This window comes from Neobacillus drentensis NBRC 102427 (assembly GCF_001591445.1).
GTDB lineage: Bacteria > Bacillota > Bacilli > Bacillales > Cytobacillaceae > Neobacillus > Neobacillus drentensis.
In genome coordinates, this window is sequence record NZ_BCUX01000009.1 from 203,449 (window position 1) to 217,261 (window position 13,813).

The 13,813-nt window shown below is 40.6% G+C and carries 14 protein-coding genes and 3 other annotated features; of the genes, 2 read left to right on the top strand and 12 right to left on the bottom strand.

The annotated features are described in order from the left end of the window. Nucleotides 1–197: 197 nt before the first annotated feature. The 3 genes from pheT to BDR01S_RS06040 form a co-directional block, all read right to left on the bottom strand. A complete protein-coding gene (pheT, locus tag BDR01S_RS06030) occupies nt 198–2,612 on the bottom strand; it encodes a phenylalanine--tRNA ligase subunit beta (RefSeq protein WP_066258042.1) in 2,415 nt (804 codons plus the stop codon). 48 nt (nt 2,613–2,660) lie between these two features. After that, nucleotides 2,661–3,698, bottom strand: coding sequence for a phenylalanine--tRNA ligase subunit alpha (pheS, locus tag BDR01S_RS06035; RefSeq protein ID WP_066258044.1), 1,038 nt, complete (start codon nt 3,696–3,698; stop codon nt 2,661–2,663). 95 nt (nt 3,699–3,793) lie between these two features. After that, nucleotides 3,794–4,040 (bottom strand) — a binding site (T-box leader). A gap of 61 nt (nt 4,041–4,101) precedes the next feature. Next, complete coding sequence (locus BDR01S_RS06040; protein ID WP_066258046.1) at nt 4,102–4,851, bottom strand: TrmH family RNA methyltransferase; 750 nt, start codon at nt 4,849–4,851, stop codon at nt 4,102–4,104. A gap of 119 nt (nt 4,852–4,970) precedes the next feature. Here BDR01S_RS06040 and sspI point away from each other — a divergent pair, with 119 nt between their 5' ends. Continuing rightward, nucleotides 4,971–5,177, top strand: coding sequence for a small acid-soluble spore protein SspI (gene sspI, locus BDR01S_RS06045; RefSeq protein ID WP_066258048.1), 207 nt, complete (start codon nt 4,971–4,973; stop codon nt 5,175–5,177). A 255-nt stretch (nt 5,178–5,432) separates the two neighbouring features. Here the strand turns inward: sspI and BDR01S_RS06050 are convergent, their stop codons facing one another. Both BDR01S_RS06050 and BDR01S_RS06055 read right to left on the bottom strand, forming a co-directional pair. Then, the gene (locus BDR01S_RS06050; RefSeq protein ID WP_066258050.1) at nt 5,433–6,518 is read right to left on the bottom strand and encodes a M42 family metallopeptidase; all 1,086 of its coding nucleotides are present in this window, start codon (nt 6,516–6,518) and stop codon (nt 5,433–5,435) included. 70 nt (nt 6,519–6,588) lie between these two features. Then, entirely contained in the window at nt 6,589–7,080 is a 492-nt protein-coding gene (locus BDR01S_RS06055) for a dUTP diphosphatase (RefSeq protein ID WP_066258053.1), read from the bottom strand. A 105-nt stretch (nt 7,081–7,185) separates the two neighbouring features. Between BDR01S_RS06055 and BDR01S_RS06060 the strand changes: the two genes are divergently transcribed. Beyond that, nucleotides 7,186–7,560: a sigma-w pathway protein ysdB gene (locus BDR01S_RS06060; RefSeq protein ID WP_066258055.1), complete on the top strand. Its 375-nt coding sequence runs from the start codon at nt 7,186–7,188 to the stop codon at nt 7,558–7,560. A 22-nt stretch (nt 7,561–7,582) separates the two neighbouring features. Here BDR01S_RS06060 and BDR01S_RS06065 read toward each other — a convergent pair whose 3' ends face one another. The 7 genes from BDR01S_RS06065 to dnaI form a co-directional block, all read right to left on the bottom strand. Next, on the bottom strand, nt 7,583–7,846 hold the full coding sequence (locus BDR01S_RS06065) for a DUF1294 domain-containing protein (RefSeq protein ID WP_066258057.1): 264 nt from the start codon (nt 7,844–7,846) through the stop codon (nt 7,583–7,585). 59 nt (nt 7,847–7,905) lie between these two features. Beyond that, nucleotides 7,906–8,265, bottom strand: a complete 360-nt coding sequence (rplT, locus tag BDR01S_RS06070) for a 50S ribosomal protein L20 (RefSeq protein WP_066258061.1) — start codon at nt 8,263–8,265, stop codon at nt 7,906–7,908. 38 nt (nt 8,266–8,303) lie between these two features. Next, nucleotides 8,304–8,504: a 50S ribosomal protein L35 gene (gene rpmI / locus BDR01S_RS06075; protein WP_066258063.1), complete on the bottom strand. Its 201-nt coding sequence runs from the start codon at nt 8,502–8,504 to the stop codon at nt 8,304–8,306. 17 nt (nt 8,505–8,521) lie between these two features. Further along, the gene (gene infC, locus BDR01S_RS06080; protein WP_066258068.1) at nt 8,522–9,025 is read right to left on the bottom strand and encodes a translation initiation factor IF-3; all 504 of its coding nucleotides are present in this window, start codon (nt 9,023–9,025) and stop codon (nt 8,522–8,524) included. A gap of 148 nt (nt 9,026–9,173) precedes the next feature. After that, nucleotides 9,174–9,306: a sequence feature (ribosomal protein L20 leader region), on the bottom strand. A gap of 173 nt (nt 9,307–9,479) precedes the next feature. Beyond that, on the bottom strand, nt 9,480–11,414 hold the full coding sequence (thrS, locus tag BDR01S_RS06085) for a threonine--tRNA ligase (protein ID WP_066260310.1): 1,935 nt from the start codon (nt 11,412–11,414) through the stop codon (nt 9,480–9,482). Nucleotides 11,415–11,499: 85 nt separating this feature from the next. Then, nucleotides 11,500–11,749 (bottom strand) — a binding site (T-box leader). A gap of 94 nt (nt 11,750–11,843) precedes the next feature. After that, the gene (gene ytxC / locus BDR01S_RS06090) at nt 11,844–12,722 is read right to left on the bottom strand and encodes a sporulation protein YtxC (protein WP_066258070.1); all 879 of its coding nucleotides are present in this window, start codon (nt 12,720–12,722) and stop codon (nt 11,844–11,846) included. 154 nt (nt 12,723–12,876) lie between these two features. Further along, entirely contained in the window at nt 12,877–13,803 is a 927-nt protein-coding gene (dnaI, locus tag BDR01S_RS06095; protein ID WP_066258072.1) for a primosomal protein DnaI, read from the bottom strand. Between the last annotated feature and the right edge of the window lie 10 nt (nt 13,804–13,813).

Below are 13,813 nucleotides of genomic sequence, written 5' to 3' on the forward strand. Positions count from 1 at the left end.
GCGAAATTTGTTAATTATTTATGTCTATTTATTTTATCAGCGGTTTTTAAATGTTTATCAGCGATTCCAGCAATATATCAGCGATTCCGCACCATTTATCAGCGAAAAATTCAATATATCAGCGAATCGGAAATTTCGCCTTAAACCCATACGAAAAAGCCAGCCCGAAATCTACATTCGAGCTGGCTTCTATAAATTTAACCTCTTAAAACTGCTCCTGCTTTTTCCTCTAAAGCTGCAAGTACGCGTGTGTGGACCTTCGTAACCTCTTCATCCGTTAACGTACGCTCAGGGTCAAGATACTTTAAAGAAAAAGCAATGGACTTCTTGCCTTCCTCCATCTTGTCACCCTCATATAAGTCAAACACATGAACCTCTTTCAGAAGTGGCGCCCCTGCAGTTAAAATAATTTCGCTTAGGGTGCCTGACACCGTTTCTTTGTTTACCACGAGGGCAATGTCTCTTGTAATCGATGGGAAGCGTGGAATGGCTTCGTATTGTAATGCTGGTGCTTCTGCTTCAAGTACAGCTTTTAATGAAAGTTCAAATACATAGGTATCTTTCAAATCCAAGTCTTTTTGAACTGTTGGATGGACTTGACCGATAAAGCCGATTTTCTCATTATTTAAGAGAATTTCTGCTGTACGGCCTGGGTGGAGACGGTCTACCTGTGCCTGAACAAATTGAACCTGTTCAAAGAGGCCAAGTTTAGCAAACATTCCTTCTAAAATTCCTTTAATAACATAGAAGTCAACGGCTTTCTTCTCTCCTTGCCAAGAATGACTTTCCCAAAGGCCAGTAATGGCTGCAGCAATGTGCTCTTTTTCCACTGGAAGAGAGTCTGTGCCGTTCGCTAAGAATACAGCACCCGTTTCATATACACCTATGCTATCGTTTTGGCGGGCACTATTGTATTTTAATACTTCCAAAAGCTGAGGCATGATGCTCAAACGAAGGATACTGCGCTCTTCACTCATTGGCATCGAAAGACGAATGGTGTCCCGCTTTTCAAGCGCATATTGTGCTGCCTTTTCCTCGCTTGTGAGGGAATATGTTACGGCTTGGTATAAGCCTGCACCCTCAAGGTATTGACGAACCACACGACGTTTCTTCTGATACTCATTCAAACCGCCCGGGGTTGTCGAACCGATTGGCAGTGTTTTTGGAATATTATCGTAACCGTAAAGGCGGGCTACTTCTTCCAGTAAATCTTCTTCTATTTTAATATCGCCGCGGCGAGTCGGTGCCGTTACGGTAATGGTATCTTCCTCAATGCTTACCCCAAATTGAAGACGATCAAAAATTTCTTTCACGTCCTTCATGACAAGCTCTGTACCAAGTACACGATTGATTTTTTCTAAAGTAATCGAGACTACGGCTGGTTCAACTGTTAGTGTATCAGCTTCAGCCGCACCTTCTAAAACTTCTCCGCCAGCGAATTTTGCCATCAGATAGGCTGCGCGCTCTCCAGCAGCACGAACACGATTCGGATCGACACCTTTTTCAAAACGGGCACTCGCTTCACTTCTTAGGCCATGGTCTTTTGATGCCTTTCTAACAGGTGCTCCATTAAAGTAAGCAGATTCAAGTAAAACAGTTGTTGTGTCTGACGTTACTTCAGAATTTGCTCCTCCCATTACACCAGCAAGAGCAACAGGCTCCGTTCCATTTGTAATAACCAGATGTTCAGATGTAAGTGTACGTTCCGCATCATCAAGCGTAACAAATTTCTCGCCATCTGCCGCACGGCGAACAAGGATTTCTTTTGACCCTAAGCGATCATAATCAAATGCATGAAGCGGCTGTCCGTATTCAAGAAGAATATAGTTGGTAATATCGACCACATTGTTGTGTGGACGAATTCCCGCTGACATTAAGCGTGTTTGCATCCAGAGCGGTGATGGTCCGATTTTTACATTTTTAATGACTTTTGCCACATATAACGGGTTATCTTCTTTAGCTTCGACTGTGATTTTTACATAATCAGATGCTTTTTCAGTTGAAGCTTGCAGGTTCGTTTCTGGAAGTTTCACGTTTCTTCCAAGAATCGCCGCCACTTCATAAGCAACCCCTAGCATGCTTAAACAATCTGAGCGGTTTGGTGTTAAGCTTAGTTCAAGAATCTCATCATTTCTATTTAACATTGCAATGGCATCAACGCCGACTTCAGCATCTGCCGGGAAAACAAAGATTCCCTCGGAATATTCTTTCGGCACGACTTTTCCTTCGATCCCTAACTCAGTGAGCGAACAAATCATTCCATTTGATTCTTCGCCGCGAAGTTTTGCGCGTTTAATTTTAAAATTACCAGGAAGGACAGCGCCTACTGTTGCCACCGCAACCTTTTGACCTTGCGCCACATTTGGGGCACCGCAAATAATTTGGACCGGTTGTTCCCCGCCAACATCCACAAGGCATTTGCTTAATTTATCAGCATTTGGGTGCTGCTCGCGTTCGAGGACATGACCAACAACGACGCCTTTAATGCCATTGTTAAGAACTTCTACTCCCTCAACCTCAATACCACTTTTAGTAATTTTTTCTGCTAATTCTGTTGCAGTTACCCCGGATAAATCGATATAATCCTGGAGCCATTTATATGAAACGAACATGTCGTAATCCTCCTTTAGTTATCTTTAATCAACGAGATGTATTCAAGTTCATTCGTGTTTTGAAAATTGCTTTAAGAACCGAACATCATTGGTATAAAAATGTCTGATATCATCGACACCGTACTTTAACATCGCAATCCGCTCAGGCCCCATTCCGAAGGCAAAGCCAGTGTACTTCTTCGAATCGTATCCAGCCATCTCAAGCACGTTAGGGTGAACCATTCCTGCTCCAAGAATTTCAATCCAGCCAGTGCGCTTACAAACACTGCAGCCAGAGCCGCCACAAATTTTACAAGAAATATCCATTTCAACAGAAGGCTCTGTAAACGGGAAAAAGCTTGGGCGTAAACGGATTTCACGATCTGCCCCGAACATTTTTTTCGCAAATACTTCTAATGTTCCTTTCAGGTCACTCATACGGATGTTCTCGCCGACAACAAGGCCTTCGATTTGCATAAATTGATGAGAGTGTGTTGCGTCATCATTATCACGGCGGTACACCTTACCAGGGCAAATAATTTTGATTGGGCCTTTGCCTTGGTGTTTTTCCATCGTCCGTGCTTGAACAGGTGATGTATGGGTACGAAGAAGGATATCTTCAGTGATATAGAACGAGTCCTGCATATCGCGGGCCGGGTGTCCTTTCGGTAAGTTAAGTGCTTCGAAGTTATAATAATCCTGCTCAACTTCAGGACCTTCTGCCACCTGGTAACCCATGCCAATGAATAGGTCTTCAATTTCTTCGATGATTCTTGTCAGCGGATGATGGTTTCCAACCTTTATTGGACGACCTGGAAGGGTAACATCAATGCTTTCAGAAGCTAATTTTTCTAAGACTGCAGCCTCTTCTAGCCCCTTTTGTTTAGCCTCAATTTTTACCGCTATTGTCTCACGGACTTCGTTCGCTAATGCTCCCATCACTGGGCGCTCTTCAGCAGAAAGCTTCCCCATTCCGCGTAATACTTCTGTAATTGGCCCCTTTTTTCCAAGATAAGCCACACGGATGTCATTTAATTCTTTTAAACTTACCGACTTTTCAACTTTTTGAATAGCCTCTTCCTGCAATTCCTTTAAACGTTCTTGCATGTCAATTCCTCCTTAATATTGATCAGTGTCATAGATTGGTGTAATTGATTGGTGTCAGGCACCAGAACAGAAAAAACAAAAAAACCCCATCCCTGGAAAGGGACGAGGTTTATAGTTCGCGGTACCACCCTTGTAAACACTTTATGTAAAAAAACATTGTGTTCGCTTCATTCGGATAACGGCATCTGCCGGCGCATCTTTACATTTCCGTTTGCGAAAATGGTCCCGATGCCAACTCTGGAGGTGAACTTCTCTTATTCCTTCCATAAAAGTGCTTTCAGTCGTGGCACTTTCTCCCTAAATGGTCGTAAATAAGGTACTTTTCTCCGTCATCGTTATTTAAATATTAACATTGTTGATTATTATATAATAAATCGCCGCGCAAGGTCAAACAAGTTTGCGCCTATTTTTTCAAATAATAAAGAAGAATCCCTGTTGCCACCGCTACATTTAAGGATTCGCTTTTCCCATAAATGGGGATATACAGGTTCGCTGTTGTACTGGCAAGAATATCTTTACCTACGCCGTTCCCTTCGTTTCCAACTATGAGAGCAAAGGAGTCACCTGTAGAGATATCAGTATATACTGAGGCCCCTTCAAGTGCGGTACCGTAAACAGGGATATTTTTTTCTTGAAGCTTGTCTATCCATTCATGGAGATCTCCACTTATAATCGGAAGGTGAAAATGGCTTCCTTGTGCAGACCTTAGTACCTTAGCGTTATAGATATCAACAGTTCCACGCCCCACCACGACTGCGTCAATCCCTGCGGCATCTGCCGTACGAATCATCGTGCCGAGATTACCCGGATCCTGAACCGCATCGATGAACAGGAAGGTTTTTGCCTCTTGAACTTCCGCAGGTGTTATCCGGCAAACCGCATAAATCCCTTGTGGTGCCTCTGTATCTGACAAAGAATTCGATATCTCTTCCGTGACTTGTATTACGGGTGTCGACCCAGCATCCCATCGAGAAGGGAGGTCTACTTTTTCTGATACAATAATTTCTAAGATTTGCTCTCCTTGTTTCAAGGCTTCCTCTACTAAATGAAAGCCTTCCACTAAAAAGGTTCCAGACTTATCACGTTCTTTTTTGGTTAAAAGTTTTTTCCATTGTTTAACTTTAGGGTTGTTTATCGATTCAATATGTTTCAAAAACCCGCTCTCCTTTTACATTGACAACTATTTTTTATTATAGCCTAATGAAAATACATAATAAAACCAAAAATAGAAAAACTATTTAAGAAATACAGGATAAAAAGGAGTGTATATACATGAATTTAAATTTACGTAATGCCATTGTTCATAATGTTTCGGGGAATACACAAGATCAACTAGAAGATACGATTGTTGATGCCATTCAAAATGGTGAAGAGAAAATGCTCCCAGGCCTAGGCGTTTTATTTGAGATCATATGGAATAATTCTTCCGAAGATGAGAAAAAAGAAATGCTTGCCACCCTGGAGAGTGGGTTAAAGTAATAAATTTTATGGTTAGGGCTGTCAATCGGTTCGGTTGACAGCTTTTTTCTGATTAATACAGGTATATCATTGAGATCCGACCGTCTATTGGCGAATTTCGAGGTTCTATTGGCGAATCTTGGTATTCTATTGGCGAATTCCGAGGTTCTATTGGCGAATATCAGCATTCTATCAGCGAATCCAAGAATACCACTAAAAAAATGTAACTGAAATGAAAAATCCCCGGCAAAGTTCTACCGGGGACACCACAAAAAATTATTCAAATGTAATCTTATCAACAGTCTCCCGATCCAAGCGCTTGATAACTTCAACTATCAACTTCACTGCATTTTCGTAATCATCACGGTGGAGCATTGCGGCATGGGAATGAATATACCGTGTCGCAATCGTAATCGCCATTGCTGGTACACCATTATGTGTCAAGTGGATAGAACCGGCATCCGTCCCCCCACCAGGAATGGACTCGAATTGATACGGGATGTTCAATTCATCAGCTGTATCGGTAACTAAATCACGTAATCCTTTATGAGCTACAAGCGAGGCATCATAAACGACAACTTGTGGGCCCTTCCCCATCTTACTCATTGCTTCTCGTTCCGAGATCCCAGGTGTATCACCGGCAATACCCACATCGACTGCAAAGCCGATATCAGGCTGAATTTTGTAAGTTGCCGTCTTGGCACCACGCAATCCAACCTCTTCTTGAACATTTCCGACGCCGTAAACAACGTTAGGATGGTCAACACCCTTAAGCTGCCTCAACACATCAATCGCAATCGCACAGCCAATCCGGTTATCCCAAGCTTTGGCTAATAACATCTTCTCATTGTTCATTACCGTAAATTCAAAATAGGGAACAACCATATCGCCTGGACGAATGCCCCATTCAGTCGCTTCCTCACGGCTTGAAGCACCAATATCAATGAACATATCTTTAATTTCCACAGGTTTCTTGCGGGCTTCCGCTGATAAAATATGCGGCGGCTTAGAACCGATAATTCCCGTTACATCTCCCTTTCTCGTCACAATCGTCACGCGCTGGGCAAGCATAACCTGACCCCACCAGCCGCCAACCGGTTGAAAACGGAGGAAACCTTTATCATCAATTTGAGTAATCATAAAGCCAACTTCATCTAAGTGGCCAGCCACCATAATTTTCGGGCCGCCCTCTTTACCTACCTTCTTGGCAATCAAACTACCGAGTCCGTCATTTGTGATTTCATCAGCAAATGGTTCTATGTATTTTCTCATGACTTCGCGTACTTCACGCTCATTGCCGGGAATCCCTTTGGCATCGGTTAACTCTTTTAACATCGTCAAGGTTTCATCTAGTTTTACCATATATTAGCCCCCTTATAGGTTTGTCGACCTTTATTATACAGAGAATAACGATAAATCTACAATTTTTCTATTAATAGTTATTCTGCTGTCTCAAATAATTTACTTCGTTTTTATGAAAATATGCCTTTTTGATTTCTTCATATGTAAATCCGAGCAGCACAGCTAATTCGAAGTAAGATTGAAATAAATTGATGTAATCAGCCAAACTTTTATTTTTTTGAAAAATACTAATCTTGTCGTAGACGCATAAAAATTGTTCTGTCACAGTCAAGGATAACTCCTGCTTATTCAAATCCATTGGCTCCGTATCAAATCCACATTCAATCCCGAGCGATAAAATAAAGTGAACACCATCAACAAATTCTTCTAAAATGACCTCTTTAGCTGAAGATGGCTTGACACTCCAAAACTTAAAGCTTCGTGTCTCATTTGCCAGCTCACCAATTTCAACTAGTAAGGCAAGGACCTTTCTGTCAAATAAATCCTCATCCTGCAGGTTGTGCTTTTCTTCAATATGTTGGTCTAATGCCTTTTGCATCTGAAATAGTTGTTCGAGTTGCATACTACCACCACTCCTTATAGAAAAATTATATCAAAATGAGATATGAATGAAACTTTTTTCGAGTTGTTTCGTATGAATAGGAAAATAGATGCAGGGGGCTTATCCATGATATGGTTGCTGCGCTTCGTATTGTTGTTGTTCCTATTCTTCTTATTTAGCTATGGGGTGAAATCACTTTTTACATCAAAAAGAAAACTGGAAGCTGCCCGTAAACAGAAACGTTTTTTGCTGATCGATGATAAGGATGTCAGAAAGAATTTCTCACTAACCTATAAAGGAGCTGTGTTTGCCGGCGAAAAGTACATGGGGCCTGCTGGCAAAACCTTTGACATCGTCTCCATCGTTATCTGGCCTGAAAATACAGTTTCCCTAAAAGGGCTGGTTAAGGAAGACATTTTTTATATTGATAAAAAACTTCTAGAATGCTATCCGAATGCTGAAATTCACTGGAAGAGTCCGGTGAAGGAATTTTTACAGTAATAGCCGCCTTTCATGCGGCTTTTTATAATAATAGAAACTTGATTAACAGAACCAATTCAATTCCTGCTAGAAAAGGAAAACCAATTTTAAAAGCTGTATGTTTTGTTTTATGCCGGTAAAGCTGCATGCCTGTGGTTGTACCGACTGCCCCTCCTAAAATCGCCACCATCCACAATGTTCTTTCCGAAATTCGATATTGATGTTTCTTTGCCCGCTTTTTATCTTCTCCCATAATCAACAGACCTGCTATATTCATGATTAGATAGACCACTAACCATATTTTCATAATTCGTTTCCCCCTTATAGAAAAGGCCATCCTCTACAAAGAGAATGGCCTTTAAATAATTACTTGTTAATGTTTTGTTTTGCAACGTTCGCTAATTCAGCAAATGCGTTTGCATCGCTTACTGCTAATTCAGCAAGCATTTTGCGGTTTACTTCGATACCAGCAAGCTTTAAGCCATGCATTAAACGGCTGTAAGAAAGACCGTTGATACGAGCTGCTGCATTGATACGAGTAATCCATAATTTGCGGAAGTCGCGTTTTTTCTGACGACGATCGCGGAAAGCATACATTAATGATTTCATAACCTGTTGGTTAGCAACTTTATATAATGTATGTTTTGAACCGTAATAACCTTTTGCTAATTTAAGAACTTTTTTACGACGTTTGCGCGTAACTGTACCGCCTTTTACACGTGGCATTTAATTTCCCTCCAATATATAAATCGATCACTTAATTTTTACTTCATGTAAGTTAACATTTGACGAATGCGTTTGAAATCACCTTTAGAAACAAGTGATGCTTTGCGAAGCTTACGCTTTGCTTTTGTAGATTTGTTAGCAAATAAGTGGCTTGTATAAGCGTGGTCACGTTTAAGTTGACCTGAACCAGTTTTCTTGAAACGCTTAGCAGCGCCACGGTGAGTTTTCATTTTTGGCATTTGGGATTTCCTCCTTATTACTTGTCGATTTTAGGTGCTAAAACGAGGAACATGCTTCGTCCATCCATTTTAGGATGTGACTCAATGGTCGCAACTTCCTTGCACGCTTCGGAAAAACGGTCTAACACACGTTGACCAATTTCTTTATGGGTAATCGCCCGGCCCTTGAAACGGATTGAAGCTTTTACCTTGTCGCCTTTTTCTAAGAACTTAATTGCATTGCGCAACTTTGTATTAAAGTCATGCTCATCAATTGTTGGGCTGAGACGAACTTCTTTAGTGGTGATGATTTTTTGATTCTTACGAGCTTCTTTGTCTTTCTTTTGCTGCTCGAATTTGAATTTGCCATAGTCCATAATTCTGCCGACCGGAGGCTTTGCATTTGGTGCTACAAGTACCAAATCAAGATTCACTCTTCCGGCAATCTCTAAGGCTTCAGTTTTGGTTTTAATCCCTAACTGTTCGCCATTTTGATCAATTAGGCGGATTTCGCGAGCGCGAATGCCCTCATTTAACAACATGTCTTTGCTAATAATTAGCCACCTCCAAGGTTTTATCACGAATACAACGTCTTGGTCAAGAAAATCTTAAAGAACCCATTTCAACCTAAACGTAGGACACCTTACTAAATTAACAGGTATTAAACTTTTCAGCCGTACTATAAGTGCACAAACAAAAAAAGTGCGGATGAATGCACCCACACTTTACAGAACATAAGTAATGAAACCAAAAAGTTCACGTAAAACCTGCCAACTGCCAACTGCGTCAATCAGGTGAGAAGCGGGTGCTTCTTCTTTTCCCAAAAACAAGTATTCAATTTTTCACCTTAGTAAATATAACATAAACAAAGACGTAATGTCAAACGAACTATTTTCTTTGACAACGGAATTTATTTTAACAAGAAACCAAGAATTATTCAATAGATTTTTTTTGTAAAAAAAAGAAAGAGCGGCTAGCCCTTTCTTTCTTAACAAATTATCCTCTTTTCACTTCAGCTGTTATTGCTGCTAAAAACTCTGCAAATGGCTTTGTTTCTGAGTTCTGTTCACCATATTTACGAACATTGACTGCTTGGTCTTCAACTTCCTTATCGCCAACAACTAGCATATATGGTATTTTTTGCATTTGTGCTTCACGGATTTTATAGCCGATTTTTTCATCCCGGCCATCCAACTCAACCCGTAGGCCCTCATTTTGAAGTTGCTCCTGTACCTGCTTAGCATAATCAAAGTGTGCACCTGGTGAAACTGGAATGACTTGAACCTGAACTGGAGCGAGCCATGTTGGGAATGCTCCTTTGTATTCTTCAATTAAGAAGGCCACAAAACGTTCCATCGTTGATACAACGCCGCGGTGGATAACAACTGGACGATGCGGTTTTCCGTCCTCACCCACATAAGTTAAATCAAAACGTTCCGGTAATAAGAAATCTAGTTGAACAGTGGAAAGTGTTTCTTCCTTACCTAAAGCAGTTTTTACTTGAACGTCCAACTTCGGACCATAGAAGGCAGCTTCCCCTTCAGCCTCATAGTAGTCAAGTCCAAGATCATCCATGGCATCCTTCAGCATACCTTGTGCTTTTTCCCACATCGCGTCATCGTCAAAGTACTTTTCAGTATCTTGCGGGTCACGGTAGGAAAGACGGAAGGAATAGTCATTAATACCAAAGTCTTTATAAACGGCTAAAACTAGGTTCACAACCCGTTTGAATTCATCTTTAATTTGGTCGGGACGAACAAAAATATGTGCATCATTTAAAGTCATACCACGAACACGCTGCAATCCTGAAAGTGCACCTGACATTTCATAACGATGCATTGTTCCAAGTTCGGCGATCCGAATCGGAAGCTCACGATAACTGTGAATGCTGTTCTTGTAAACCATCATATGATGCGGGCAGTTCATTGGGCGTAGAACTAATTGTTCATTGTCCATTTCCATGACCGGAAACATGTCTTCCTGGTAATGATCCCAGTGTCCTGAAGTCTTGTATAAATCGACGCTGCCCATAATCGGAGTATAAACATGGTCATAGCCAAGACGTTGTTCTTTATCGACAATGTAACGCTCAACTACTCGGCGAATAGTTGCACCTTTTGGAAGCCATAACGGTAAGCCTTGACCTACCAATTGGTTATTAGTGAAAAGATTTAACTCTTTACCAATTTTACGATGGTCACGCTCTTTCGCTTCTTCAAGCAAGCGAAGATGCTCCGCTAAATCTTCTTTCTTAAAAAAGGCTGTTCCATACACGCGCTGAAGCATTTTATTTTTGCTGTCGCCGCGCCAATAGGCACCCGCAATGCTCAATAGCTTAAATTCTTTGATTTTTCCAGTTGAAGGGACATGGACTCCACGGCATAGGTCAAAAAAATCGCCTTGTTCGTAAAGTGTCACGGTTTCCTCATCAGGAATCGCCTCAATTAGTTCGAGCTTGTAAGGATCTCCGGCTTCTTTAAAAAGCTGTACAGCTTCCGCACGACTTACTTCCTTGCGAACAATTTCAATATTTTCATTGACGATTCTGGCCATTTCCTTTTCAATCTTTGGCAGATCTTCTGGAGTTAATGATTCCTCAAGGTCCATATCATAATAAAATCCACCCTCGATCACAGGCCCTACACCTAAATTCACACCAGGATAAAGTCTTCTAACAGCCTGTGCCATCAAATGGGCTGTACTGTGACGTAAAACCTCTAATGCGTCTACGGAATCAGGAACGACGATTTCTATTGAACCGTCTTCATTAATTGGACGGCGAAGATCATACAGTTGACCGTTCCATTTACCGGCAATCGCTTTTTTCTTCAAGCCGGGGCTGATGGATGCGGCAATATCTTCCGTTGTTGTTCCACGCGGGAACTCCTTTACTGCTCCATCCGGAAACGAAATCTTTACAACGTCTGACATGGTAATTCCTCCTTTGTAATTAAGCGTCCCTGGGCATTTTGCCCAGCAGATTCGCTTTTGAAAAATAAAAAAAACCCATCCCTGGAAAAGGGACGAGTTTTGATAAACACGTGGTTCCACCCAATTTTTCATTTCCAACTGTTGACCCCTTGAAAATGACTTTGGTCTGTTAACGGTCGATAGCCGTCAACAATTACTAACCTCATGATCCCATGAAGCGTTCACTGCTGAAGTTTAAAGGTGGTAAGTATTATTTTCGTGTTAGGAGGCTTTCAGCCCTGTCCTCCCTCTCTAGAAACCGTAAAAAATACTGTTATCCTTATCAATACTTTTGCTATGAATATTCTATGTAGAGTATTATAATGATTAATTTTTTAAAAATCAAGGGATATTGACCTAATAAGACAAATTTTCACACTATTCCTCAACTTAAGCATGATTTTCCGAAGAATCATTAGTTTCCAACCACTTATGAACCTCTCGTAAAGCAGCAAAAGATTTAATCGTTACTCGTTCTTCAAAGATGTTTTTGATGGTCCGAACTAATGGTTCATCTGGATCCTTTGTATACAGAAAAATAGTTGTTGGCGCAAGCGATAAAAGTGGTGCAATCGAAGCGGAATCGACGTAGACAGGATGATTAACAAGTAACTTCCGGTCAATCAATCTGATTAATTCAGCTCTTTTCATCTCCACAAATTGTTCATTATAAAAGGTGATTTCCTCGTCAAATAACAAATGGAGAACGTCCATTTTGGGTTCTCGATTAATTAAAAAGTCCCTGAGCATTTGCACAAACATTTGATACTCTTGCTCCATTTTATATTCATCAATGGCAACCTCAACATACCCTTCCAGCAGCTGGAGGTATGGCCGCAAGCGAAATTTTAGAAATGAGTCAAACGAAAATGAAATATTTTCTTGAAAAATGTGCTCTATGGCTGCTCTAATAGGCGGCTCTTCGTTTGTATCCTTCAAAAAAACAGTTAAATCCTTTCTTTGACCTTCTAGAATTGAATAGATTATCTCCATTATTTGTTGTTGTACTTCCAGATCCTCATAAAAAAATTGATTTTTCAATATTTCCCGAAACCAATCATCACGTTTTATGCTCGTAATAAATTCGTAAAATGCCTTTTTAACCATAGTAGAAATTTCAATGGAAAGGAAGCTGCCTAAAAATTTTACTATATGTTGATCTTCAATTAGAAGAATAGTTTCTTTATCATGATTATTTGGTAAGTACTTCAGCAAGTGGTTATAAAACTTTTGTGCCTCCAGCTTGCTTTGGAAGATGATTTCCGCCAACCAAATCCCCCCTTTATGCCAATCTTTGTATTAATATATATGGGGGACTTGCTTAAAATAGAAGCTAGCAACCGTCGCTTTTGTTATTTACGGAAAAAAAGTCAAAAAAAAAAGACTGCTGACCTTTTTTCAGCAATCTGGAACACCCTTTTAATTACCGTCTGTTTGGACCATCGACCATCACTGGCACACTTAGGGACCTAATTCTCTCCATGATCCGTCGTGCTTTCATCTTCTCTTCTTCACCCCGTTGGCTGTATGTTAAATGATGCTCCAGCTCTGGAAAATTAAAATTAGAGGTAAAAAATGTCGGCAGGCTTTCGAGCATGCGGAATTGCAAAATTGGGCCTAAAACTTCATCCCTTGTCCAGCTTGATACTGCTTCTGCACCAATATCATCAAGCATTAAGATGGGTTCTCTTTTTAATGCCTCGATTTTTTCATTTAATGTGGAATCAGCGATTGAGCTTTTCATTTCCCTCAAAAGTTCAGGAACATAAACAATCATCGAAGAAATCTGTTTTTTAGCCAATTCATTGGCAATTGCTCCTAATAAATAAGACTTCCCAACCCCGAATTTCCCGTAAAGATAGAGACCTTTTGGTTTTTTACCATCTTCATAATTCATTAAGAAGGTTGCCGCCTTGTCACCGGCATCGAGTCTGCCCGAGTCACCCTCAAAGTCTTCAAAGGTGGCTTCAAGTATGTCTCTTGGTACATATAAACTTTTAATGAGTTTTTCATTTTTCTTCTTTTCATCTGCCATGACTTTTCGAGGACAGCGTTTATAAACAACATCAATGGAGTTTCGTGATAAAACCAAATCCGGGTGATACCCCTTCATGAAATTGATACAACCAGCCAAGCTTTCACATTTGTTACAATCCTTGCTTTGGTTTGAATACTCATACAGCTTGCTCATGCTTTTATCGATCATCATTTGATCGATTTCATTTTGATGTTTATCTAAAAAGGCCTTTATATCCGAATTTTCGAGGACTTGCCTGCGTTGTTGTTCATAGCGTTTTTGAAAGTTTTCATTAGAAGCCAATCTTTTCAAGGTACGATTAATTTTTTCCAAATGTGGTCAC

Coding starts and splice junctions, on each gene's coding strand:
- infC (WP_066258068.1), bottom strand. CDS start 9,025: ATGTTGTTAAATGAGGGCATTCGCGCTCGCGAAATCCGCCTAATTGAT.
- rplT (WP_066258061.1), bottom strand. CDS start 8,265: ATGCCACGTGTAAAAGGCGGTACAGTTACGCGCAAACGTCGTAAAAAA.
- rpmI (WP_066258063.1), bottom strand. CDS start 8,504: ATGCCAAAAATGAAAACTCACCGTGGCGCTGCTAAGCGTTTCAAGAAA.
- BDR01S_RS06060 (WP_066258055.1), top strand. CDS start 7,186: ATGATATGGTTGCTGCGCTTCGTATTGTTGTTGTTCCTATTCTTCTTA.
- pheS (WP_066258044.1), bottom strand. CDS start 3,698: ATGCAAGAACGTTTAAAGGAATTGCAGGAAGAGGCTATTCAAAAAGTT.
- sspI (WP_066258048.1), top strand. CDS start 4,971: ATGAATTTAAATTTACGTAATGCCATTGTTCATAATGTTTCGGGGAAT.
- thrS (WP_066260310.1), bottom strand. CDS start 11,414: ATGTCAGACGTTGTAAAGATTTCGTTTCCGGATGGAGCAGTAAAGGAG.
- BDR01S_RS06065 (WP_066258057.1), bottom strand. CDS start 7,846: ATGAAAATATGGTTAGTGGTCTATCTAATCATGAATATAGCAGGTCTG.
- BDR01S_RS06055 (WP_066258053.1), bottom strand. CDS start 7,080: ATGCAACTCGAACAACTATTTCAGATGCAAAAGGCATTAGACCAACAT.
- pheT (WP_066258042.1), bottom strand. CDS start 2,612: ATGTTCGTTTCATATAAATGGCTCCAGGATTATATCGATTTATCCGGG.
- BDR01S_RS06050 (WP_066258050.1), bottom strand. CDS start 6,518: ATGGTAAAACTAGATGAAACCTTGACGATGTTAAAAGAGTTAACCGAT.